This window comes from Brevibacterium sp. SMBL_HHYL_HB1, from assembly GCF_018208375.1.
GTDB lineage: Bacteria > Actinomycetota > Actinomycetes > Actinomycetales > Brevibacteriaceae > Brevibacterium > Brevibacterium intestinavium.
The window spans coordinates 2903818-2928842 of sequence record NZ_CP062936.1; the positions used below are offsets into that span (position 1 = coordinate 2903818).

Genomic DNA, 25025 nt, shown 5'->3' on the forward strand with positions numbered 1-25025 from the left:
CCAAAAGGTCAATGAGTGATCGGTGTATTAGTACCAGTCAACTCCACACATTACTGCGCTTCCATACCTGGCCTATCAACCCCATCATCTATAGGACACCTCTCCCCACACAAATGTGGGCTGGAAATCTCATCTCGGAGCAGGCTTCCCGCTTAGATGCTTTCAGCGGTTATCCATCCCGAACGTAGCCAACCAGCCATGCTCCTGGCGGAACAACTGGCACACCAGAGGTTCGTCCGTCCCGGTCCTCTCGTACTAAGGACAGGCCTCCACAAATTTCCTACGCACGCAGCGGATAGGGACCGAACTGTCTCACGACGTTCTAAACCCAGCTCGCGTACCGCTTTAATGGGCGAACAGCCCAACCCTTGGGACCGACTCCAGCCCCAGGATGCGACGAGCCGACATCGAGGTGCCAAACCATGCCGTCGATATGGACTCTTGGGCAAGATCAGCCTGTTATCCCCGAGGTACCTTTTATCCGTTGAGCGACCACGCTTCCACAAGCCATGGCCGGGTCACTAGTCCCAGCTTTCGCTCCTGCTCGACACGTCCGTCTCACAGTCAAGCTCCCTTGTGCACTTACACTCGACACCTGATTGCCAACCAGGCTGAGGGAACCTTTGGGCGCCTCCGTTACTCTTTAGGAGGCAACCGCCCCAGTTAAACTACCCATCAGGCACTGTCCCTGAACCCGATCAGGGTCCGAAGTTCAGGAATCCACTATGGTCAGAGTGGTATTTCACCGATCGACTCCACCCCAACTAGCGTCAGGGCTTCCCAGTCTTCCACCTATCCTACACAAACCACACCGAATCCCAATACCAAACTATAGTGAAGGTCTCGGGGTCTTTCCGTCCTGCTGCGCGTAACGAGCATCTTTACTCGTAATGCAATTTCGCCGAGTTCGTGGTTGAGACAGCAGAGAAGTCGTTACGCCATTCGTGCAGGTCGGAACTTACCCGACAAGGAATTTCGCTACCTTAGGATGGTTATAGTTACCACCGCCGTTTACTGGGGCTTAAATTCTCCGCTTCACAGAACGAATCCTGTTAACGGGTCCTCTTAACCTTCCAGCACCGGGCAGGCGTCAGTCCGTATACATCGACTTACATCTTCGCACGGACCTGTGTTTTTAATAAACAGTCGCTTCTCTCTGGCCTCTGCGACCACCACCAGCACATCCCCAAGCCAGTTGGGTTCACCGGGATGGTCCCCCTTCTCCCGAAGTTACGGGGGCATTTTGCCGAGTTCCTTAACCACGATTCTCTCGATCACCTGAGTATTCTCTACTCGACCACCTGTGTCGGTTATAGGGTACGGGCAACACACACCCTCACGCCGATGCTTTTCTCGGCAGCAGAGGATCACCAGATCACCCCACCGACAGTGGGGCGCCCATCAGCTCTCACACTTACTGTGGGGACGGATTTGCCTACCCCCACGTGCTACAACCTTAGACCGTGACAACCATCGCACGGCCTGGCTACCTTTCTGCGTCACACCACACGCTTACCGACTCCACACTCAGGTCCCACCCCGCACACCAAACCAGGCATCCGAAGATGCCCAGGGCGTTTGGGACGGTTAGTCTCATGTGTTTTGGTACTGTCGGTTGTGTGTCGGTACCAGAATATCAACTGGTTATCCATCGACTACGCCTGTCGGCCTCGCCTTAGGTCCCGACTTACCCAGGGCGGATTAGCCTAGCCCTGGAACCCTTGGTCATCCGGTGGACGGGCTTCTCACCCGTCTTTCGCTACTCATGCCTGCATTCTCACTCGAGACGCCTCCACCACTCGTTCACACGGCGACTTCACCAGCGACTCGACGCTCCCCTACCCAACACCACACCATTACGGCGACCGTGGTGCTGCCACAACTTCGGCGGTGTACTTAGCCCCGCTACATTATCGGCGCTCAATCACTTGACCAGTGAGCTATTACGCACTCTTTCAAGGATGGCTGCTTCTAAGCCAACCTCCTGGTTGTCTTCGCAACTGAACATCCTTTCCCACTGAGCACACGCTTAGGGGCCTTAGTTGATGGTCTGGGCTGTTTCCCTCTCGACAATGAAGCTTATCCCCCACTGTCTCACTGCCACGCTCAACCTTGACTGGCATTCGGAGTTTAGTTGACGTCAGTAACCCGGTAGGGCCCATCAGCCATCCAGTAGCTCTACCTCCAGCAAGAACCACGCAACGCTGCACCTAAATGCATTTCGGGGAGAACCAGCTATCACAGAGTTTGATTGGCCTTTCACCCCTAACCACAGGTCATCCCCTCCATTTTCAACTGAAGTGGGTGCGGGCCTCCACGCGCTCTTACACACGCTTCACCCTGCCCATGGCTAGATCACTCCGCTTCGGGTCTAGGACACGCGACTCAAATCGCCCTATTCGGACTCGCTTTCGCTACGACTACCCCACAACGGGTTAACCTCGCCACGCACCGCTAACTCGCAGGCTCATTCTTCAAAAGGCACGCCATCACAGCCGCTACGGCTGCTCTGACGGATTGTCAGCACATGGTTTCAGGTACTCTTTCACTCCCCTCCCGGGGTACTTTTCACCATTCCCTCACGGTACTATCCGCTATCGGTCACCAGGAAGTATTTAGCCTTACCAGGTGGTCCTGGCAGATTCACACGAAATTCCACGAGTTCCGTGCTACTCGGGCACACGCACACTGCAGAAGCATCCATGTTTCGTCTACGGGACTCTCACCCACTCCGGTCCTGTTTCCCACCAGGTTCGACTACACAAACACCACCACAGACCAGTCATGCTGAACCGGACCATGCACGCCCCACAACACCCCCACAGCAACACCAGCACGCTTGACACTGAAAGGGTTTAGGCTCCTCCGGGTTCGCTCGCCACTACTACCGGAATCATTGTTATTTTCTCTTCCTGCGGGTACTGAGATGTTTCACTTCCCCGCGTTCCCCCCACGCACCCTATACATTCAGGCACGGGTCACCACCCTTGACGGTGGCGGGGTTTCCCCATTCGGACATCCTCGGATCAACGCCCGTTTATCGGCTCCCCGAGGCTTATCGCAGATTTCCACGTCCTTCATCGGCTCCTGATGCCAAGGCATCCACCATGCGCTCTCACACACTCACCACCCCATAAGGGTCAGCTCCATGTGCGCGCGAAATGTATCAAACACACTCGTATTCGATGACAAGAAAATCACATTACATAAACAACACAAAAATGTTGTTGATGCTCGCGTCCACTATACGATTCTCAAACCACTACCAAACACCACCAACCAGCAGCCACGAACCCGTGACCACCACCTGGCAGGTCGGTCTATCAGCAGAAACCACACCCAACACAGGGCTTGTGATTCCAGGACCCAATAACGTGCCTGTCCCAACCCACCCGACACCCACCCCCTGGGGCAGAAACCCCAGCCAGGCAGCATCGACGAGCAAGCAGTTGTGATGTTCCACCCATGAGCACCCAACACCACCACGAACGGGTGATCAATTGGGGTTCTGATGTGTGCTCCTTAGAAAGGAGGTGATCCAGCCGCACCTTCCGGTACGGCTACCTTGTTACGACTTAGTCCCAATCACCAGTCCCACCTTAGACGGCCCCCTCCACAAGGGTTGGGCCACCGGCTTCGGGTGTTACCGACTTTCGTGACTTGACGGGCGGTGTGTACAAGGCCCGGGAACGTATTCACCGCAGCGTTGCTGATCTGCGATTACTAGCGACTCCGACTTCACGTAGTCGAATTGCAGACTACGATCCGAACTGAGACCGGCTTTAAGGGATTCGCTCACCCTCACAGGCTCGCCTCTCTCTGTACCGGCCATTGTAGCATGCGTGAAGCCCAAGACATAAAGGGCATGATGATTTGACGTCATCCCCACCTTCCTCCGAGTTGACCCCGGCAGTCTCCTATGAGTTCCCACCATCACGTGCTGGCAACATAGAACGAGGGTTGCGCTCGTTGCGGGACTTAACCCAACATCTCACGACACGAGCTGACGACAACCATGCACCACCTGTACACCAGCCCCAAAGGGAGCACCTGTTTCCAAGCGTGTCCGGTGTATGTCAAGCCTTGGTAAGGTTCTTCGCGTTGCATCGAATTAATCCGCATGCTCCGCCGCTTGTGCGGGCCCCCGTCAATTCCTTTGAGTTTTAGCCTTGCGACCGTACTCCCCAGGCGGGGCACTTAATGCGTTAGCTACGGCGCGGAAAACGTGGAATGTCCCCCACACCTAGTGCCCAACGTTTACGGCATGGACTACCAGGGTATCTAATCCTGTTCGCTCCCCATGCTTTCGCTCCTCAGTGTCAGTCACAGCCCAGAGTCCCGCCTTCGCCACCGGTGTTCCTCCTGATATCTGCGCATTTCACCGCTACACCAGGAATTCCAGACTCCCCTACTGCACTCTAGTCAGCCCGTACCCACTGCCCGCGCAACGTTAAGCGTTGCGTTTCCACAGCAGACGTGACCAACCACCTACGAGCTCTTTACGCCCAATAATTCCGGACAACGCTCGTACCCTACGTATTACCGCGGCTGCTGGCACGTAGTTAGCCGGTACTTCTTCTGCAGGTACCGTCACCTTACGGCTTCTTCCCTGCTGAAAGCGGTTTACAACCCGAAGGCCGTCATCCCGCACGCTGCGTCGCTGCATCAGGGTTTCCCCATTGTGCAATATTCCCCCACTGCTGCCTCCCGTAGGAGTCTGGGCCGTGTCTCAGTCCCAGTGTGGCCGGTCGCCCTCTCAGGCCGGCTACCCGTCGTCGCCTTGGTAGGCCATTACCCCACCAACAAACTGATAGGCCGCGAGCCCATCCCCAATCGAAAAAACTTTCCACCACCAACCATGCGGCCGGTGGTCATATCCGGTATTAGACCCAGTTTCCCGGGCTTATCCCGAAATCAGGGGCAGGTTACTCACGTGTTACTCACCCGTTCGCCACTCATCCACCCCCAGCAAGCTGAGGGCTTCAGCGTTCGACTTGCATGTGTTAAGCACGCAGCCAGCGTTCGTCCTGAGCCAGGATCAAACTCTCCATAAAAAAATTATGTTGCAGAATGAATCCCAGCAAGACAGCCAACCCGACCACGGGGGTGATCGAAGCTGGCCCAATAAATAGTCTCACCAGAAAAACAAACAATTTCTGGCATCACAACTAGTTCAAACAAACACGCTATTGGATTCTCAAACCACAAACACACACCCATCACCGCAACCCACACAAGGCCACGTACACTGGGGGCATCCGCATCAAATATCGCCACCCCACAACCCAACCCGGACCGAACCCGTGTTCGTCCTGGTCAGACCCGGCAGAAACCCTGTTCTTCGAACCATGTTCCCGGCGGGGCAACGAGATATAACTCTAGACCAGACCAGAAGCGTCGTGCAACTCCAAACCCCACCCCCACCACGTGAGCCCCACCACATGACCACTGCCCGCATTGCAGAGCAGCTGTATTCATCTCCGTCGGTGCCCGTCCTGCCACCGATATCGCCGAGCAGAAGGGTGGACGAGCAGCTGAAAGCGAGCCCTTCAGCGGTGTTACCGTTCGAGCATGATCAAGCACTCTGTTGCCGAGCGTTCCTCGGTGCCTCGCTCCCATGCGCCGATCGCCGTCGTCGCCGGCGCATCCGGGTTCATCGGCCGGAACCTGCTCGGCGCGCTGAGCGATTGGGGCTACGAGACTCGCACCATCGGCCGCGCGCCTGGCGCCAATGATGCTTCGTGGGACGACCCGACACGGATGGCGAAACTCATCGACGGAAGCGATCTGCTCGTCAACTTCGCCGGCCGCAGTGTCGGATGCCGATACACCGATCGGAACCGGCAGGAGATCTGGGATTCGCGGATCCTCACGACCCGAATGCTCACTGATGCGGTTCGGGCCGCCTCGGAGCCTCCCCGTCTGTGGCTGAACTCAGGTACGGCGACGATCTATCGCCATGCCATGGACCGTCCCCAGTCCGAGTCCGACGGAGACCTCGGCGAGGGTTTCTCGGTCGATGTCGCACGCGGCTGGGAGGACGAATTCTTCGCCGGCGATCTGCCGCAGACCAGGCGGGCGGCCCTGCGTATGGCCATTGTGCTCGGCGACGGGGCCGCGTTGAATATTCTCGCCATGGCGGCCCGCCTCGGCGTCGGTGGGCCACAGTTCGAAGGTCGCTGGTTCCCTCATCAGCGCTATCGCGGCATCGGGCCGCGCCCTTCGGGGCCGAGGGTCTGGACAGGTCATCCGGCCACGCACGGGCGGCGGCGCTTCAGCTGGGTGCACATCGACGATGTGATCCGAGCGATCCGCTTCATCGACACCCACAGCGGCCTGACCGGTCCGATCAATATCTCGAGCCCCGGAGTGACAGACAATGCTCGGCTCATGACAGCTCTGCGCCGGGCCGTTCGCATGCCGGTCGGGATTCCTGCACCTCGGTGGCTGCTCGAAATCGGCATGGCGGTCCTCCGGCAGGAGTCAGAGCTCGTCCTCAAGAGCCGGTGGGTCATCCCAGAGACGCTGACGGCTGCCGGTTTCGACTTCCGATGGACCGATATCGAAGCGGCCGCGAAGAGTCTGCTGCGCTGAACCCGATCAGCCCGCGACCGCCTCGACGGGCGCGACCGCCTCGGCGGGGGTGTGCACCTGAGCGCGGTTGTCTGCTTCGGCGGTGGTGTTCTGCTCGACGCAGTCGGTGCAGTAGGACTGGAGCCCCCTGTCCGTGCACTCGGCACAGCGCAGATACTGCTTGCGGCAGGCGAGATTCGCGCAGTTGACGAATTCCGGAGTCTTCGCCTCACAGGAGACGCAGTGCCCGATCGATTCGACGTTCTCGCCGAACTCGACGTGCATGCGCTTGTCGAAGACATAGAGGGAACCGTCCCAGTAGCCGGAGGAGCCGAAGGTCTCACCGTAGCGGACGATGCCGCCGTCGAGCTGATAGACCTCTTCGAAACCGCGGTTCTTCATCAGCACGGATAGGACCTCGCAGCGGATTCCGCCCGTGCAGTAGGTGACGACCGGCTTGTTCTTGAGATCGTCGTATTTGCCGGATTCGATCTCGGCGATGAAGTCGCGGGTGGTGTTCGTGTCGGGGACGATGGCGTCCCGGAACTTCCCGATCTGGGCCTCCATCGCGTTGCGGCCGTCGAAGAAGACGACGTCATCGCCGCGTTCGTCGAGGAGTTTGTGCAGCGCTCCCGGCTTGAGGTGTTCGCCTCCGCCTTGGACGCCGTCGTCGGTCACCTTGATCTCATCGGGGGTGCCGAAGGTGACGAGCTCCGGCCGGACCTTCACGCTCAAGCGCGGGAAGTCATCGCCCTGTCCGTTGGACCATTTGATATCGGCCTTCTTGAACGGGGCGTAGGACTTCGTGGCCCGCACGTACTGCTTGACGTCGAAGACGTCTCCGCCCACTGTCGCGTTGATGCCGTCCTTCGACACGATGACGCGGCCTTTGAGCCCGAGGCTCTCGGCCAGCGTGTGCTGCCACAGTTTGACCGCCTCGGGGTCGGCCAATGGAGTGAAGACGTAGAACAGGACGATCTTGGGAGTTGCCATGACTCCCATTCTAAGCGGGCCGTCATCGGCCGCCGTTCTCCACCGCCGCCTGCGAGGTGCCGCCCGAGGCGGGCGGCGCATCGACCTCGCCGAGGCGGATGTGCGAGGCGGCCCATCGTGAACGCACTTCGCCCGCCGAGCGCGGACACAGCTAAGATTGCCCTGAGTGCCGTGTCGTATGAAAGGGCCCCGAAGAGGACATGTCGTCAAACCTCAGCTCTGCGGATTCCACGCAGGTCGATTCCCCGCAGAACACTTCGAAGAAGGTCAAGGAGACAGTGGAGTTCGCAGCCGCGAACCCCGACGTCGAACAGCCCTTCGCCGATCTCGGCCTCAAGGCCGACGAATACGAGCAGATCAAGCAGATCCTCGGGCGCCGTCCCACCTCGGCGGAGCTGGCGATGTATTCGGTCATGTGGTCCGAACACTGCTCCTACAAGTCCTCGAAGGTCCACCTCTCGAAGTTCGGTGAAAAAGTCACCGAGGACATGAAGAAGCACCTGCTGGTGGGCATCGGTGAGAACGCCGGAGTCGTCGACATCGGCAACGGTTGGGCCGTGACATTCAAGGTCGAGTCCCACAACCACCCCAGCTATGTCGAACCCCACCAGGGCGCGGCCACCGGCGTGGGCGGCATCGTCCGCGACATCATCTCCATGGGCGCCCGCCCGGTCGCAGTGATGGACCAGCTGCGCTTCGGTGCCATCGACGACCCGGACACCGCTCGCGTAGTCCACGGTGTCGTCGCCGGCATCAGCAACTACGGAAACTCACTGGGTCTGCCGAACATCGGCGGCGAGACCGTCTTCGACTCCGTCTATCAGAGCAACCCCCTGGTCAACGCTTTGGCCGTGGGTGTCCTTCGCCATGACGACATCCGTCTGGCCAATGCCTCGGGCCTGGGCAACAAGGTCGTCCTCTTCGGCGCCCGCACCGGTGGCGACGGCATCGGCGGTGCCTCGATCCTCGCCTCCGAATCCTTCGACGACACGAAGCCCTCGAAGCGCCCGGCTGTGCAGGTCGGCGACCCCTTCGCAGAGAAGGTGCTCATCGAATGCTGCCTCGAGCTCTTCCGCGCCGGAGTCGTCGAGGGCATCCAGGACCTCGGCGCCGCAGGCATCTCGTGCGCCACCTCGGAGCTGGCATCCAACGGCGACGGCGGCATGCACATCGCCCTCGACGACGTGCTCCTGCGTGATGAGACCCTCACTCCCGAGGAGATCCTCATGTCGGAGTCGCAGGAGCGGATGATGGCCGTCGTCAGGCCGGATCGCCTGGACGAGTTCCTACGGATCGTCGGCAAGTGGGAGGTCGAGACCTCGGTCCTCGGCGAGGTCACCGACGGCGACCGTCTCGTCATCGAGTGGCACGGCGACGTCATCGTCGATGTGCCTCCGCGCTCGGTCGCCCACGACGGGCCGGTGTACGAGCGTCCGATGACCGAGCCGTCATGGACCGCCGAGGTGGCCGCGAACACCGTCGACGCCGCAGGCCTGGCGCGTCCGAACTCCGACGATGAGCTGCGGTCGACGGTGCTGGCGCTGGCGGGTTCGCCGAATCTGGCATCGAAGGACTGGATCACCTCTCAGTACGACAAGTACGTGCAGGGCAACACCGCGCAGGCCTTCCCCGATGACGCCGGCGTCATCCGCGTCGACGAGGAGACCGGCCTCGGCGTGGCCATCGCCACCGACGCCAACGGTCGCTACAGCTACCTCGATCCGGCTCGCGGCGCACAGCTGGCCCTGGCCGAGGCCTACCGCAATGTCGCCACTGCCGGGGCCATCCCGCGTGCGGTCACCGACTGCCTCAACTTCGGCTCCCCCGAGGACCCGGAGATCATGTGGCAGTTCGCCCAGGCTGTCGAGTCGCTGGCCGGTGCCTGCCAGGACATGGGCATCCCCGTCACCGGCGGCAATGTGTCCCTGTACAACCAGACCGGAGGGGTGGCCATCCACCCGACTCCGGTCGTCGGCGTGCTCGGCGTCTTCGACGACGTCACCCGCGCGACCCCGAGCGGCTGGAGGGAACCGGGCCAGACGATCTACCTGCTCGGCACCACCGAGGCCGAGCTCGACGGTTCGGCCTGGGCCGAGGTCACGGCCGGCCACCTCGGCGGCGTTCCTCCGCAGTACAAGCCGGAAGCGGAGAAGGAACTCGGCGAGATCCTCATCAACAGCTCTCGCGACGGCATGATCGATGCCGCCCACGACCTGTCGGAGGGCGGCCTGTCGCAGGCGCTGGTCGAATCATGCCTGCGCTTCGACACGGGAGCTCGGATCTGGCTCGACGAGGTGTGCGAGCGTGACGGCGTCGACGTGTTCACCGCACTGTTCTCCGAGTCGACTGCTCGTGCGATCGTCGCCGTGCCGAGGTCCGAGGAGGTCCGATTCAAGGACATGTGCACCGCCCGCCGGTTCCCCTTCGTGCGCATCGGCATGACCGACGCCGGAGATGAGGCACCGTCGCTGGATGTGGTCGACCACTTCACCATCGGTCTCGACGAACTCAGCCGGACGCACGAGGCGACGCTGCCGAAGGTGTTCGGCTCAGCGGTCGAAGCCGCGGTCGAAGGCACCGTGTAAGTTCGACACACGTTTCGAGGCGGGGCCTGTGGGCGCGGGCAGGACCGGCGGTGGCTGGTCCGCTCGATGCCCTGATCATCTCTGGCGTCGGCTTCTTCTGGGGATGCGCCTTCTTTCACCGTCCACAGCGCATACAGCAGAGGGAACGAACAACGCGACCGAGCTGGTATCGCACTGGCTGTTGTCCACATACTGCTCAGTGCTGTCGCACTCGCTGCCGCGTATTCGCGCAGTGAGACGACAGCAGTGGTGGCAACGTTCACGTTGATTCCACCATGGGCCTGCGCACTGATGGGACTCTGGTACCTTCTCCGCCCACGTGGGAGAGCGAAGCGGGCGACCGCAGCCGGAGACGAAGCCGCCCCGCTGCCCAGCTGTGGTCCTTCAGCCGGTGACATCGCTGAGTTCCCGGAAGACAGCCGACGAGCGGTGTTTGAAGATCGTCGACAGGGACTGCTCATTCTCGTTCGCCGACACATCCTCGATGAGGCCGAGATCGACGACCTAGCAGCGCGGCCACTGGGCGATTGGTGTCGGTAACATCCTTCATTGAATGAGAGGCCATGGGCTGAAGCCCACCAGGGGCTGTCACAGGACTGTCTTCCGAGACCACGACTCGCGTCACTCACGACCTTCTCTTTCACGGTCCGCGCGGACAGCAGTCGAACAGCGAGCATCTCGCACGTTACCCGAGATGACACCGGTCGCCGCCTCGCCACGACCGATGTGATTGGCTGAACACACAAGCAACCGGGTGCGTGCCGTGGCCCGGCCATCGCCCGCTCGAGCACGCGACGATCGACCAGAGGAGTCTTCCATGACCACCATCCGCACCTCGCATGCCGGATCCTTGCCCAGGACCCCCGAGCTCATCGAAGCGAACAAGGTCAAGCAGGCACAGAACACCGCACGGCTCGCCGGCGAAAGCGTCTCCGATGCCCAGGAGAAGGAGTTCGACGAGCTGCTGGCCGCCAGCGTCGCCGATCTCGTCAAGCGCCAGAAGAACCTCGGCATCTCGCTGCCCAACGACGGCGAGTACGGCCACGCGATGGCTGCGGACTTCGACTACGGTGCCTGGTGGCACTACTCCTTCGCCCGCACCGGCGGGCTCGAGCTCCACGACCGCAACATCTTCGAAGAGCCCGCCAACCGGTCGACGCCCGGCAATATTGTCCTGACGAGCTTCTCCGACCGCCGAGATCGCAACCTGTTCCCGAACGTCTATGCTGACGCCAACGCTGGTGCTGACACCGGAGCACAGCCGCAGTTCCCGAAGGCCACCGGGCCGATCAGCTACATCGGCCAGAAGGCAGTCGTCCAGGACATCGCGAACCTCAAGGCCGGCCTGGCCGCCGCCGGATACGATGAGCACGACGGCTACATCAATGCGCTTTCCCCCGGCTCGGCCTCGCGTGTCGCCAACGAGTACTACAAGACCGATGAGGAGTTCATCTGGGCATGGGCCGATGTCCTCCGTGAGGAGTACCTCGCCATCACCGAGGCGGGCCTGACCGTCCAGATCGACGATCCCTCACTGGCCGAGAACTTCGACCAGATCAACCCCGAGCCGTCCTACGACGACTACCGGGCGTTCATCCAGGTCCGCATCGACGCGCTCAACTATGCGCTGCGCGGCATCGACCCGGCCCAGGTCCGCATCCACACCTGCTGGGGCTCCTGGCACGGACCGCACGTGACCGACCTCCCATTCGCCGAGATCGTCGATCAGGTCCTGACGATCAACGCCGCCGGCATCACCTTCGAAGCCGCCAACGTCCGCCACGAACACGAATGGCGGATCTGGGAGGAGAAGAAGCTGCCCGAGGGCAAATACATCATCCCCGGCATCGTCTCCCATGCCACGAACGTCGTCGAGCACCCTGAGCTCGTGGCCGACCGCATCGAGCGCTTCGCGAAGCTGGTCGGACCCGACAACGTCGTGGCCTCGACCGACTGCGGCCTGGGCGGACGCATCCACCCGGAGATCGCGATCGCGAAGCTGCAGTCGCTGACCGAAGGCGCTGAACTCGCCGCGAAGCGCTTCTGACCCGACTCACCGTCCAGTCCCCTCCGCTCGGCCCTGTTGCCGGACGGAGGGACTGTCGTATCGGTCCTCCCGATCGCCCGAGTCGATGGCACCCACGCGCTCCTCCGCCTCCGGCCGACGCGCAGCGGACCGATCTCACGCTCCGCTGCCCAGCTCCTCGTCGAAGCATTCGGCGAGCGTGGGGTGGGCGAACTGGTATCCGGTCTCCTGCAGCTTCTCCGGCACCACCTTCTGATCGGCCAGAGCCAACTCCTTCGCCCCGTCCCGGCCGAGCATGAGCTCAGTGACGAATCCGGGCGTCGGGACCCACGCGGGCCTGCGCAGGTGGGCGGCGAGCGCCTCGGCGAAATCCGCCTGTGACACGAGCTCGGGGGCAACGGCGTTGACCGGTCCGCGCACATAGTCGTAGAGGACGGCATGCACATAGGAACGTGCGACATCGTCGAGCGAGATCCACGCCAGGGCCTGCTCGCCGCTGCCCAACCGTCCGCCGGCACCGGCGAGGAACAGCGGCGCCTGCAGTCTGAGCAGACCGCCCAGAGAACTGAGCACGACCCCGGTGCGGATCGAGACCCGTCGGATTCCGGCGTCCTCGACCCCGGCCGCCGTCTTCTCCCATTCCTGACAGAGCTCGGCGAGGAACCCGTCCCCGGGCGGCCCGGTCTCGTCAACCGGTTCGTCCGCCTTCGACCCGTAGTAGCCGACGGCCGAGGCGCAGACGAAGACCGAGGGCCGTTTGGCCTCGGGCAGGCCGCGCATGGTTTCGGCGAGCAGCCGGGTCGAATCGATGCGTGAGGACCAGATCTCGTTCTTGACGTTCTTCGTGAACCGCGTGGCGATCGATCGCCCGCCGAGGTGGACGACCGCATCCGCCCAGGCCAAATCACGCGGATTGAGGATCCCGAGATCGGGGTTCCAGTGCACCTCGTAGGGGAACTTCGGGGTCTCTCGCACGAGCAGGCGGACGAAGTGCCCGGCGGTGGAGAACAGGGCAGCGACCTGTCGCCCGATCAGTCCGCTGCCGCCGGCGATGAGGATCCTCTTCCCCTTCTTCCTCGTCACCAGGGGCGCATTCGTGCTCTCGAGGAAGTCGATGTCCATGAGCATGCGCCGATGCCGGGCTTCGAAGGTGGCTTCGAGGTAGCGGCTGAGGCCGCGGTCGATGACGTCGAAGCCCTGCGGCGCCATCGCGTATTCGACGTAGTCGTCGATCTTCGTTCCGCCCGCGACGGAGCTGAACTCATGCGTGTGCTTCCACTGGCTCAGCGGACCCTTCTTGAGTTCATCGACGAAGGAGAACCGCGACGGGCCCTCGGAATGCACGGCGGTGAAGGGGCGCCGGAGCAGACCATAGGTGCCGGGCACACTGGTCCTGACCTGCGCGACCGAGCCCGGGGCGATCGGAGGGTAGCTCTCCTCGACGATCTCCTGCGCCCAATGGGGTGAGAGCCGGGTGAGGGCTCCTGGCTGAGCATGCCAGTGATAGGTGGTCTCGGCGCCGAGCGGAACTTCAGATGTCCATTCGAAGATGGTCATGACATCCCTCCTACTGGGAATCATGCCACCCCAGCCTGAGAGTGTGACCTGCGACTCGCCCGACTCCGAAAGAGTTCACTCGCTGCCCGCCCGCCGGCGACCTCCGGCGGGCGGGCAACTGACACCGTCCGGTGCCGCCGGCGGCTCAGTCGGCGGCGGGAATCTTGCCGAAGCGGAAGGCGGACCAGAAGTCCCCGCGCACATACCCGTGCTCCGGCTCGGGGTCGAAGTCCCAGTGGCGGACCGTACCGAGTTTGAGCGCATCGGCGACGAGCTGTCGGCTGCGCTGCGAATCGAGCACATGGTCCTCGAGACGCTCGAGGTCGTAGCGAGATTCGAGTTCGCTGCGCATCGCGGCCAGGGTCTCAGCGTAGGCGGGGTCTCCGGCACGATTGCTCAGCTCGTCCGGGTCCGCGGACAGGTCGAAGAGCAGCTCCGGGTCTCCCGGGCACAGAGTCAGCTTGCAGTCGCCGCGGACCAACGTCACCTGCGGCCGGTAGGTGCCTTCGGCGAAGTATTCGATGACGACGTCCCGGTCCGTCGGCCCCTGTTCCCCAGCGGCCTCCCGCCGGGCGGATTCGAGCAGCGAGGTTCCGGCCAGCCCGTCTCCCACCGACGAGGTGAGGGTCGAGCCCGACTCCCCCGCCGAGGCATCACCGCAGCCGGCGATCTCGAGCAGGGTCGGGGCGAGGTCGATGAGGCTCACGGGGTTGGCATAGCGGCCGGGTGTGACCACATCGGCGGGGCCGTCGATGATGAGCGGCACTCGGGAGGAGCGTTCGTAGGGCGACATCTTGAACCACAGCCCCTTCTCCCCCAGCATGTCCCCGTGATCGCTGGTGACGATGATGACCGTGTTCTTCGCCAGATCGAGCTCCTCGAGTCTCCTCCGGATCGCTCCGATGTGGTCGTCGATGTAATTCACCGCCGCATAGTAGGCCCTGCGGGCCCGGCGCACATCCTCGATCCCCGGATCCCGCTGGTCGAAGCCGCACATCGTGCGCAGTCGGTGGCTGTGCGGGTCCACGGCAGCATCGGGAACCTCGGGATGGGCGGGATCGGGGATGGCCTCCTCGGCGAATCGATCCCAGTTGGCCTTCGGCGGTTCGTAGGGATCGTGCGGGTGGATGAACGAGGTGACCATGAGGAACGGCTGGTCGGTCCCAGCCGCCTGGTTCGCTCGCTTCCGGTCGTTGAGGTGGCGCAGGGTCTTGAAGATCACCTCGTCGTCGAAATCCTGCTGGACGTTCGCGGTGGCCGCGCCGGCGGTGAAGACGGGGTCGGCCTCGTGGTACCACTGCAGCTTCTCGTCCAGCGGCCGGTTCCAGTCGGGAACCATGTCGAGATCGGCCGGGTAGACGTCGGTGCTCAGGCGCTGTTCGAAGCCGTGGTGCTGGTCGGGGCCGATGAAGTGCATGCGGCCGATGAGCGCCGTGTGGTAGCCGAGACCCCGCAGGCGGTGGGCGAAGGTCGGCACCGAGGCGGCGAAGTCGTCGCCGTTGTCGAGGCAGTCGACCTCGGAGGGCATCCGACCGGTCATCATCGACGCCCGGGAAGGGGCGCACAGGGGCGTGTTGCAGTAGGCGCGGTCGAAGACGGCTCCGGTCTCGGCCAGAGCATCGATGTTCGGTGTCAGCGCGGCCTGATCTCCATAGGCGCCCAGGGATTGGGCGGCCATCTGATCGGCTTGGATGACGACGATGTTCGGGGTGGTCATGAGGTATCCTCTCTGGTTCAGGAACTGGGGGCGGTGTCGGGTTCGGTGTCGGCATCGGAATCCGGGCTCCAGCCGTCGGCCCAGCGGCCGGTCCCGTAGTCGAAGCCGACGGGCTCGCCGTTCTCATCGGTGCGCTGGTACCAGCCGGTGTAGTCCTCGTGCTCGGAGTCGATTCCGCCGTTGGCGCCGTCCCCGGGCTCGGTGGGCACGACCTGGAGCGCGAAGTCGTCGCCATAGGCGTCGGCGCCGGTGACCACGGCGTTGTCCACCGCATTGAGCGCATACTGCCGGCGCAGCGCACGCGGATCCGTGCGCAGCTCCTTGAACCAGGCGAGGATGATGAAGAGCATGACGAGCGCGAACGGCACCGCGGTGACGATGACCAGCTGCTGCAGCCCTTCGAGGGCGCTGGCGTCGCCGAGGAGGAGCATCACCACGGCGATTCCCGACATCACCAGGCCCCAGAAGACGACGACCCATTTCTTCGGTTCCTGATCACCGCGGCTGGTGAGCATGCCCATGACCACCGAGGCGGAATCGGCCGAGGTGATGAAGAAGATCGCGAGGACGATGATCGCGACGAAGGGCAGCCATTCGACGTAGGGCAGGTTGTCGATGAGAGCGAAGAAGACCTCGGGAGCCTCCATGCTGTCGGTGAACCCGGCGGCACCGGACCGATACATCGAGATCGAGGTGCCGCCCATGATGCCGTAGGCGACGAAGAGCAGGGTCGAGGGGATGAAGATCGTGCCGAGGATGAACTGGCGGATGGAGCGACCGCGGGAGATGCGGGCGATGAAGGTGCCGACGAACGGCGACCAGGAGATCCACCAGGCCCAGTAGTAGACCGTCCACACCGACTGGAACTCCTGAGTCTCGTTGCCCCAGGACAGGGACCGGCCCATCATGTCGAACAGCGAACCGAAGTACTCCATGAGCGCCGAGGGCAGCAGATTGAACAGGAACAGGGTCGGTCCGAGGAACAGCACGAGCCCGACGATGCCGACGGTCAGCACGATGTTGATGGACGAGAGGTAGCGGATCCCGCGGGAGACGCCGGAGACCGCGGAGATGATGAAGCCGAGGGTGAGCACGAGGATGATGACGACGAGCATGGCATTCGTCATCGGCCCCGCACCGGAGACGATGCTCACTCCGGTGCCGATCTGCATGGCCGCGATGCCCAGGGCGGCGGCGGTTCCGAACAGGGTTGCGACGATGGCGAAGATGTCGACGAGTTTGCCGGCGAAGCCCTCGGTCTGCCGCTTGCCGAAGAGGGTGACGAAGATCGACGACAGCAGCAGGGAGCGGCCTCGGCGGTAGGCGGCATAGGCGATGGCGCCGCCGACCAGGGCGTACATCGCCCAGGCGTGGAAGCCCCAGTGGAAGTAGGTTTGGGCCATCGCTCCGTGGAGCGCCTCGGTGGTCTCCGGATCGTTGGTCAGCGGAGGCGGGGAGATGAAGTAGGTCAGCGGCTCCGAGGGCCCGAAGAAGAGGACGCCGATGCCGATTCCCGCGGCGAAGAGCATCGCCACCCAGGAGAAGGTGCTGAATTCGGACTTCTCACCGTCCTTGCCCAAAGGGATCTTGCCGTAGGGCGAGAAGGCGAGGATGAGGAGGGCCACGAGCACGATGATGGCGACGAGGTTGAAGAACCAGCCGACGTTGAGCGTCGCCCAGTCATAGGCGGCCTGCGCGACCTCGGCGACGCTGCTGGGACTCGAGATGCCCCAGATGACGAAGGCGACGGTGAGCGATCCGGCGATCGCGAAGATGACTCGGTCCAGCCAGTAGTGCCTCCGCTGCTCGTCGATGGCGATGCCGGGCACGAGGATCGGATGGGTGTCGTGCGGGTAGTTGGCGTTCGGCTGCTCGGCCTCGGACGAATCCGGTACGCGCGGTCGTCTGTAGTCGAGCTTGCCGAGGCTGCGGCCGGTCTCTCGGCCCACGCGTTTGGTCTCGGCGCCCACCCGGCGGGCGTCGGCCTTGATCCTCTCGCGGGGTGCGCGGCGGCCGGCGGCGGGGTTCGATTCGGTCGTGGCCGGTTCGGAGTGTGCCGGGTCGGACGGTATCTGACCGGGCTGATCCGGTGTGTGGTCGGTCGTTCTCGGATCGGAGTGGTCCGGTGTCTGCCCGGATGTGCTGATGGAATCGTCTGTCATCTGTCGGCTCTCTCATTTGACTGCCAGGGCAACTGTCAGCCGATCGGAGACCGCCGGAGTGGGCACACACGCCATGACCCGATGAGGTCCGGAAACCTCATCGGGACAGATGCGCCGAATAGGTGGAGCAGGCCGGCGATCGTCGATCGGGCAGTGGATCTGCGGATCGGCGGTGGCGTCTAGGGCTCTCCTCCCCACCAGCCGATGGCTGCCGCTTCCCAGGAGTCGTCGGCGAAGCCGCAGCTCGGGCGCACACGATTCGGAGCCGACACACCGCGGCGATGGGGGTCGACGAATCCGAAACAGGCCATAGTTGAGGACGATAACAGCTCCCGCGGAGTTCTCAAAGGAATCCGCTGATTCACGGATCCGGGAGTGAGCCGCCCGTGAGTCGCACGAGACCTTCCGGCCCGCAGGAGCCTCAGCCCGTTTCGACGAGGACGACTCCGATGACGATGAGTCCGATGCCGATCAGTGCCCGCCGGGTCAGCGGGTCCTTCCAGATCACGCGTGAGAGCAGGCAGACGAGAGCGACACCGCAGGCGGCCCACAGCCCGTAGGCGACGCCGAGCGGCATCCCCGCTGCCAGAGTGCGACCGAGGAAGATGAAGGCCGCGGTGTAGCTGATGGCCACCGGGATGAACCAGATCCTGCGCTGCAGTCCGGCGCTCGCGCGCAGGCAGAGGGTGCCGGCGACCTCACTGAGGATGGACAGGGACAGCCACAGCCAGCTCATTCGCTCGCCTCCGTCTCCGCTGTCGCGGATTCTTCGGGACTTCCGGCCTCGACGAGGATGACGCCGATGATGATGAGCACGATGCCGATGATCGCACCGAGGCCCAGTCCGTCGCCGAAGAACACGAGGCCGAGCATCGCGACGAGTGCGACCCCGCTGGCCGACCAGGTCGCGTACACGGCACCGAGCGGCATACCGATCCGCTGCGTGAGGCCGAGGAGGAAGAACGCCAGGGCATAGAAGACGACGACCCCGGGGATCCAGATCGGGTCGACGACGGAGGCGCGCAGCATCAGGGTGGCGGCCACCTCGGCGAGGATGGCGCCGATGAGCAGCAGCAGCCTGGACGGGTTCACTCCGCCACCTCCTTCTCTGCGGCATCGATGAGCCCGAGCGCATGATCGCGCACAGCGGCGAGGTCGTCGGAGGGGAAGACGCCGGTGGCCTCGGACATCCACGCACCGTCGGCGCAGAAGCGGGCAGCGGTCAGCAGGGATCTCGCGTGCGCATCGAGGCCGGTGGTGTCGAACCACGGCGCGAGATGCCGGCTCCACGACTGGGCGAGCTTCGGGTGGTAGAGCGCGTCGGAGAAGATCCAGTAGTCGGCGCGAGAGACTTCGGCAGTGGTCGCCACGGTGACATACGCTCGGTGCCGGTCGAAGCTGCTCAGTTCCTCGCTCGCCCTTCCCGTGTGGTTGCGGAGCAGCCACGACCAGTGTTCGGCGGCATGGTCGACCAGACCGAGCATGAGCGCCTCCTTGGACGGGAAGTGGTACATCAGCCCCGGTTTGGTGATCCCTGCCTGCAAGGCGACCGATTCGAGCGAGATCGTCACTCCCTGCACCGAGTCGTGGGACTCGGCGAGGGTCTTCGCCGCCGTGAGAATCCTTTCCCTTGCGCTTGTTGCCATGGTCGCTACTTTACCAACCGGTTGGTAAAGTATGCCAGCCCGGGAGCCGCCGGCCGGGCCCGCTCCCTTCCCGCCGGTCGAGTCTCCGGTCCGGGATCGTGACGGCGCACAGCGAAGGGCGGTCCGCATCCCCTCGATGCGGACCGCCCTTGCGTCTCGGCTCAGCTGGGAGCCCGGCTCAAGTGCGCTTCAGCTCAGTTGAGCAGCGCCCGGTCCCCCAGGCTCGCGCCCTTGAGCTTCGAGAACTCGCCGAGGAGGGTCTCGACGGTCAGGTCCTTCTTCTGTTCGGCCGTGGCCTGGTAGATGATCCGCCCCTCGTGCATCATGATCAGCCGATTGCCCAGCGCGATCGCCTGCTCCATATTGTGCGTGACCATCAGCGTGGTCAACCCGTCGTTCTCGACGATCTTCTTCGTCAGCGCTGTCACCAGCGCCGCCCGCTGCGGATCGAGTGCCGCGGTGTGCTCGTCGAGCAGGAGGATCCGCGGCTGGGTGAATCCGGCCATGAGCAGGCTCAGCGCCTGACGCTGACCGCCCGAGAGCAGCCCGACCTTCGTCTTCAGTCGGTTCTCGAGACCGAGTTCCAGTGTGGCCAGTTCGTCCTTGAAGTGCTCGCGCCGCGCCGAGGTGGTTCCCCGTCCCAGCCCACGGGACTGACCGCGCTTGAGGGCCAGGGACAGATTCTGCTCGATCGTCAGGTCGGGCGCGGTGCCGGCCATCGGGTCCTGGAACACCCGGCCGAGATATTTCGCACGCCGGTGCTCGGGCATCCGCGACACCTCGGCGCCGTCGATCCTGATCGAGCCGGAGTCGATGGGAAGTCGGCCGGAGATCGTGTTGAGCAGGGTCGATTTGCCGGCACCGTTGGATCCGATGACGGTGACGAAATCGGATTCCTCGAGCTCCAGCGACAGATCCTGCAGAGCCTTGCGCTCGTTGACCGTGCCGGGGAAGAACGTCTTGGAGATGTCGTCGATCTTGAGCATGGTCCTCAGCCTTCCTTCCCGGCTGCGGCACCGGCCGTACTGGTCGGGACGTCGGCGATCTCCGCGGGGTCCTTCATGTCCGTCGTCCCCTGCGGCACCGCCGAGGCGGCGCGATTTCCGCGTCCGCGCAGCGAGGGGATCCGTTTGAGCAGGCCCCACCTGGGCAGCAGCAGGGCGACGACGACCAGCAGCGCGGTGGTCAGCTTCATGTCGTTGGTGTCCAGTCCTGCCCGCAGGGCGAGGAAGATGATCAGGCGGTAGAGGACCGAGCCGAGCAGCGCGCCGAGGCTGGCCATGACGATGTTGCGGCTGCCGAGCACGGCCTGGCCGAGGATGACCGAGGCCAGACCGACGAGGATGAGTCCGATGCCCATGCTGATGTCGGAGAAGCCCTGGTACTGGGCGACCAGTGCCCCGCAGAGGGCGACGAATCCGTTCGACAGCGCCAGGGTGAGCATCGTCGAGTTGTCGGTGTTGACGCCGAGGCTGCGGATCATCTCCTTGTTGTTGCCGGTGGCCTGGATCGCCAGTCCCAGATCGGTGGTGAGGAACCAGTCGATGGCGAATTTGAGGATGAGGGCGAAGGCGAGCAGGATCGCGATCGAGACCCAGGTGCCCAGCCACATCTTCTCCCGCAGCGGGGTGAACACGGTATCCTCTCGCAGCAGCGGCAGGTTCGCCTTCCCCATGATCCGCAGGTTGATCGACCACAGGCCGATCATGGTCAGGATGCCGGCGAGCAGTCCGTCGATGCCGCCCTTGGTGTGGAGCAGACCGGTGATGTAGCCGGCGATGAGTCCGGCGACGATCGCGGCGAGGGTGGCCAGGAAGGGGTTGACTCCGGCGATGATGAGGGACGCCGCGGTGGCGCCGCCCGTGGTGAAGCTTCCGTCGACGGTGAGGTCGGGGAAGTTGAGGACCTTGAAGGTCAGATAGACCCCGAGCGCCATCGCGCCGTAGATGAGCCCGAGTTCCAGTGCTCCGAACATGGGTTTCCGTTCATATGGTGTGTGGTGGTTCGTGGTGGCCCGAGGTGGTCGGCAGGGCTGCCGACCACCTCGGGGCGGCCGTCTCAGGCGCAGCGCGCTTCGGTCGGACCGATGGTTCGGCCCGACCGAAGCGGTCACTCGATGACGTTGTCGGCTTCGTCGATGAGATCCTGCGGAACCTCGGCGCCCTGGGACTTCGCGGCCTCCGGGTTGACGACGAGTTCGAGGTTCGAGCTGGTCTCGACGGGCAGATCGGCGGGCTTCTGGTCGTCCTGCAGGATCTTCAGCGCCATCTGCCCGGTCTGCTCACCGAGCTTCGTGTAGTCGATGCCGCGGGTGATCGCCGCCCCCTGCTCGACCTGTCCGGCCTCGGAGCCGACGAGCAGGGCCTTGTTCTTCTCGGCCGCCTGGACCATGGTGGATACGGCCGAGACGACATTGTTGTCGGTGGGCACATAGTAGGCGTCGACCTTGCCGAGCGAGTTGACGGCCTGGGCCAGTTCGCTCGAGTTCGCGATCGTCGCCTCCTTGATCTCGATTCCGAGCTCCTTGGCCGATTCCTTCGCGAGATCGACCTGCACCTGCGAATTGACCTCACCGGAGCTGTAGACGATGCCGACGGTCTCCGCATCGGGCTTGACCTCCTTGACCAGCTGAAGCTGCTCATCGACCGGGTTGAGATCGGAGGTGCCGGTGACGTTGCCGCCGGGCTTGTCGTTGGTGTCGACGAGTCCGGCCTCCTCGGCGTCGGTGACGGCGGTGAAGAGCACCGGCACGTTCGTGATCGCCTGTGCCGCGGCCTGCGCGGCCGGGGTGGCCACGGCCAGGACGAGGTCGAAGTCCCCGTTCGCGAAGGTCTGCGCGATCGAGGTGGCGTTGGCCTGCTCGCCCTGAGCGTTCTGCTCATCCCATTCGACCTCGACCCCGGCGTCCTCGAAGGACTTCTTGAAACCGTCGCTGGCGGCGTCGAGCGCCGGGTGCTGCACCAGCTGCGAGATGCCGATCTTGAACGAGTCCTCCTCACCGCCTCCGCCGTCGCCGCCGCCGGAGCAGGCCGAAACCGCGAGTATCGAACCGAGCGCTGCCATCGCTGTGGCCATTTTCCTGAGACGCATGCTTCTCCCCTTTGAAACATCGGTCCGCTGGTGCGGATCCGTCACGGATTCTGCGCGCCGGTGCCGCCGCTCCTCGCAGGCGATGGAGTGGTGGCCGCGCAGACGGTGATGCGGCGTCAGAGCTCAGACCGTTCTGAGGCCATGACGTACATCACTTCGAATGTGATGATATCCACTCTATGGCCCGGCACTGACACCGGGTGCCGATTGGGGGTTTTGGAGACAATCGTCCCAGTATCGTTATCTGACGCGACAGACGTCCTATCAGGGCTCGATCTCGACGTCCGATCGTCCGAGCACATCGAGCATCCAGGCGAAGTCGAACGCTGTCTCCTTCCAGGCGTCATAGCGGCCGGAGGCACCGCCGTGCCCGGCGACCATCTCCGTCTTGAGCAGAGCTTCTGCACCGACCTCGCGCAGCCGCGCCACCCATTTCGCGGGTTCGACGTAGAGGACCCGGGTGTCGTTGAGCGAGGTCACGGCTAAGATCTTCGGATGGGCCGCCTCGGCGACGTTCTCATAGGGAGAGTACGAGCGCATGTACTCGTAGACCTCCGCATCGTGCAGCGGATCGCCCCATTCCTCCCACTCGATGACGGTCAGCGGCAGTTCGGGCATGAGGATCGAGGTCAGCGGGTCGACGAAGGGCACGTGCGCGCTGATTCCCGCGAACAGCTCGGGCGCCATGTTCGCCACCGCACCCATGAGCAGCCCGCCGGCCGATCCGCCGGTGGCCACGAGCGATTCGGGACTCGTCCAGCCGGTGTCGACGAGGTGACGCGCGACGGCGATGAAGTCGGTGAAGGTGTTCTTCTTCGACGTGGTCTTGCCCTGGTCGTACCAGTGGCGGCCCATCTCCCCGCCGCCGCGGACATGGGCGATGGCGAAGACGACCCCGCGGTCGAGCAGCGACAGGCGGGAGACCGAGAAGTACGGGTCCATGCTCGCTTCGTAGGAGCCGTATCCGTAGAGGACCAGCGGCGCGGGTTCGACCGGCCTGGGCTCCTCGTGCGCCGAGGCGGCCGTGGTCTCAGTCATCGCGGCGGCCGTGGCCTCGTCGCCCGCGAGGCGGTGGAGGTCGGCGCGGTAGACCACCGAGATCGGCACCTGTGTGCCGTCGTCGGCGGTCGCCCACAGCAGAGTCTCCGCGTAGGCGTCGAGGTCGACGGAGCCGAGCACGGGCTGCCGTTTGAGCACGGTGTCAGTGCCGTCTGCCACGCTGTGGGAGTAGAGCACGGAGGGTGTGGACATCGAGGTGAAGAGCAGGCGGATGCTCGTCTGGGCGAACTCGGGATTGCCTGCCGGCAGCAGCGTTCCGGTCTCCCGGCCGAAGGGCAGCTCCTGCACAGCGGCGAAAGGAGAGGAGGACTCGTTGTCGAGCCGGACGATTCCCACTCGAGCGAATCCGCTTCGGCGGTAGCTGATGGCGATGAAGTCGGCGAAGGCGTCGACGTCCTCGATGCGCAGACCTGCGACCTCGGCGATCACCGGCCGCGGGTCCGCGGTGGGGTCGGCGGCGGGAACGTCGACGAGTTCGAAGTCGGCGCGGTTGCGGTTATGGGTGATGAGGAACCGGTCCTCACCGCCGACCACGGCGTGCTCGACGCTGTACTCGACCCCCTCTTCGCGTGGCCAGACGGGCTGCGGTTCGGCCTCGAGGTCATCGGCGCCGATGCTCCAGTAGCCGGTGGTGGTCTTCGACCCGGTGACGACGAATAGGATCCGGCCCGAGCGGGAGAACCCGGTGCCGACGAAGAAGCGCTCATCGGGTTCGTCGAAGATGCAGACGTCTTCCGCGCTGTCGGTGCCGACGAGGTGGCGCCACACCTTCTCCGGGCGCCAAGCATCGTCGACGGTGGTGTAGAAGACGTAGCGGCCGCTCGGGTCGAGACAGGCTCCGGCGAAGGTGCCCTCGATGGTGTCCTCGAGGTCGTCGCCGGTGGAGAGGTCGCGCAGTCGCAGCGTGTATCGCTCGTCGCCGGTGGTGTCGACTCCGTAGAGGAGCCACCGGCCGTCGTCGGACAGGGAGAACGAGCCGAGCGAGAAGAAGTCCTGGCCCTCGGCGGCGATGTTCGAGTCGAAGACGACCTCTTCACCGGCCAGCTCGTCCTCGCCGACCTCCGGCGGGGTCCAGTCCTCGGGCCCGGCAACGGGCACGCGCACGCTGATTCCGTAGTCGAGTCCGGCCCGAGTGCGGGAGAAGTACCAGTAGTCGCCGCGCCGGTTGGGCACGGACATGTCGGTCTCCTTGATCCGGGTCTTGATCTCGGTGAAGATCGACTCCTGCAGCCGATCGAGGTGAGCCGTCTGTGACTTCGTCCAGGCGTTCTCGGCCTCGAGGTGGGAGATGACCTCGGGCGATTCCTTCTCACGCATCCACTCGTAGTCGTCGATGAACGTGTGGCCGTGATGGGTGCGCTCGAACGGGATCTTCTTCGCAACCGGCGCAGTGCCCGCCGCGGGAGCGATGTTCGCAGAATCGGAAACAGTCATGGCCACAGCCTAGTCACTCACGCGCGATGGCCGTCGCCGCGAGTACGGGGCAGCCGTGCGGCGTCCGTTTGTGGTCACGCAGCCGAGGCGACAACGCGAAAAACGGGAACTCGCCTCGGCGCCGTGACCTCAAACGCGCCTCGCACCCGCAGCCGTGCAGCGGGCCCGCAGCCCCGGGCCGGG

General features: G+C 63.8%; 14 protein-coding genes and 2 rRNA genes. 3 read left to right on the forward strand and 13 right to left on the reverse strand.

What is annotated here, in order from left to right; translation table 11 throughout:
• Positions 1–7 precede the first annotated feature (7 nt).
• Both IG171_RS13460 and IG171_RS13465 read right to left on the reverse strand, forming a co-directional pair.
• Positions 8–3129 (reverse strand): 23S ribosomal RNA (locus IG171_RS13460).
• 397 nt (positions 3130–3526) lie between these two features.
• A 16S ribosomal RNA gene (locus tag IG171_RS13465) occupies positions 3527–5054 on the reverse strand.
• Together the 16S and 23S rRNA genes form the textbook arrangement of a ribosomal RNA operon.
• Before the next feature lie 517 nt (positions 5055–5571).
• Here IG171_RS13465 and IG171_RS13470 point away from each other — a divergent pair.
• On the forward strand, positions 5572–6594 hold the full coding sequence (locus IG171_RS13470) for a DUF1731 domain-containing protein (RefSeq protein WP_212127912.1): 1023 nt from the start codon (positions 5572–5574) through the stop codon (positions 6592–6594).
• Between the two features lie 6 nt (positions 6595–6600).
• Here IG171_RS13470 and IG171_RS13475 read toward each other — a convergent pair whose 3' ends face one another.
• Positions 6601–7566, reverse strand: a complete 966-nt coding sequence (locus tag IG171_RS13475) for a rhodanese-related sulfurtransferase (protein WP_212127913.1) — start codon at positions 7564–7566, stop codon at positions 6601–6603.
• 200 nt (positions 7567–7766) lie between these two features.
• Here IG171_RS13475 and purL point away from each other — a divergent pair, with 200 nt between their 5' ends.
• Together purL and IG171_RS13485 are read left to right on the forward strand one after the other, a co-directional pair.
• Positions 7767–10151, forward strand: a complete 2385-nt coding sequence (gene purL, locus IG171_RS13480; RefSeq protein WP_212127914.1) for a phosphoribosylformylglycinamidine synthase subunit PurL — start codon at positions 7767–7769, stop codon at positions 10149–10151.
• An 817-nt stretch (positions 10152–10968) separates the two neighbouring features.
• Positions 10969–12198 carry a cobalamin-independent methionine synthase II family protein gene (locus tag IG171_RS13485; protein WP_212127915.1) on the forward strand — a complete coding sequence of 410 codons (1230 nt, stop codon included), beginning with the start codon at positions 10969–10971 and terminating at the stop codon, positions 12196–12198.
• Positions 12199–12333: 135 nt separating this feature from the next.
• On the opposite strand, the gene IG171_RS13490 is transcribed toward IG171_RS13485, so the two are convergent.
• The 10 genes from IG171_RS13490 to IG171_RS13535 all read right to left on the reverse strand — a co-directional run bounded on the left by IG171_RS13490 (position 12334) and on the right by IG171_RS13535 (position 24842).
• Entirely contained in the window at positions 12334–13734 is a 1401-nt protein-coding gene (locus IG171_RS13490) for a TIGR01777 family oxidoreductase (protein ID WP_212127916.1), read from the reverse strand.
• Between the two features lie 145 nt (positions 13735–13879).
• Positions 13880–15451 carry a choline-sulfatase gene (betC, locus tag IG171_RS13495; RefSeq protein WP_212127917.1) on the reverse strand — a complete coding sequence of 524 codons (1572 nt, stop codon included), beginning with the start codon at positions 15449–15451 and terminating at the stop codon, positions 13880–13882.
• Positions 15452–15468: 17 nt separating this feature from the next.
• Positions 15469–17613, reverse strand: coding sequence for a BCCT family transporter (locus IG171_RS13500; RefSeq protein WP_212127918.1), 2145 nt, complete (start codon positions 17611–17613; stop codon positions 15469–15471).
• 421 nt (positions 17614–18034) lie between these two features.
• Complete coding sequence (locus IG171_RS13505) at positions 18035–18349, reverse strand: SMR family transporter (RefSeq protein ID WP_212127919.1); 315 nt, start codon at positions 18347–18349, stop codon at positions 18035–18037.
• Entirely contained in the window at positions 18346–18705 is a 360-nt protein-coding gene (locus IG171_RS13510; RefSeq protein ID WP_249203694.1) for an SMR family transporter, read from the reverse strand. Before IG171_RS13510 ends, IG171_RS13505 begins: the two co-directional genes overlap by 4 nt.
• Positions 18702–19259: a TetR family transcriptional regulator gene (locus tag IG171_RS13515; RefSeq protein WP_212127920.1), complete on the reverse strand. Its 558-nt coding sequence runs from the start codon at positions 19257–19259 to the stop codon at positions 18702–18704. The genes IG171_RS13510 and IG171_RS13515 overlap by 4 nt, the downstream gene beginning before the upstream one ends.
• A gap of 194 nt (positions 19260–19453) precedes the next feature.
• A complete protein-coding gene (locus IG171_RS13520; protein WP_212127921.1) occupies positions 19454–20245 on the reverse strand; it encodes an ABC transporter ATP-binding protein in 792 nt (263 codons plus the stop codon).
• Between the two features lie 5 nt (positions 20246–20250).
• Positions 20251–21234 (reverse strand): ABC transporter permease, encoded by a 984-nt coding sequence (locus IG171_RS13525; protein ID WP_212127922.1) that lies wholly within the window; start codon positions 21232–21234, stop codon positions 20251–20253.
• Between the two features lie 134 nt (positions 21235–21368).
• Positions 21369–22349: an ABC transporter substrate-binding protein gene (locus IG171_RS13530; protein WP_212127923.1), complete on the reverse strand. Its 981-nt coding sequence runs from the start codon at positions 22347–22349 to the stop codon at positions 21369–21371.
• 264 nt (positions 22350–22613) lie between these two features.
• Positions 22614–24842, reverse strand: coding sequence for a S9 family peptidase (locus tag IG171_RS13535; protein ID WP_212127924.1), 2229 nt, complete (start codon positions 24840–24842; stop codon positions 22614–22616).
• Positions 24843–25025 lie beyond the last annotated feature (183 nt).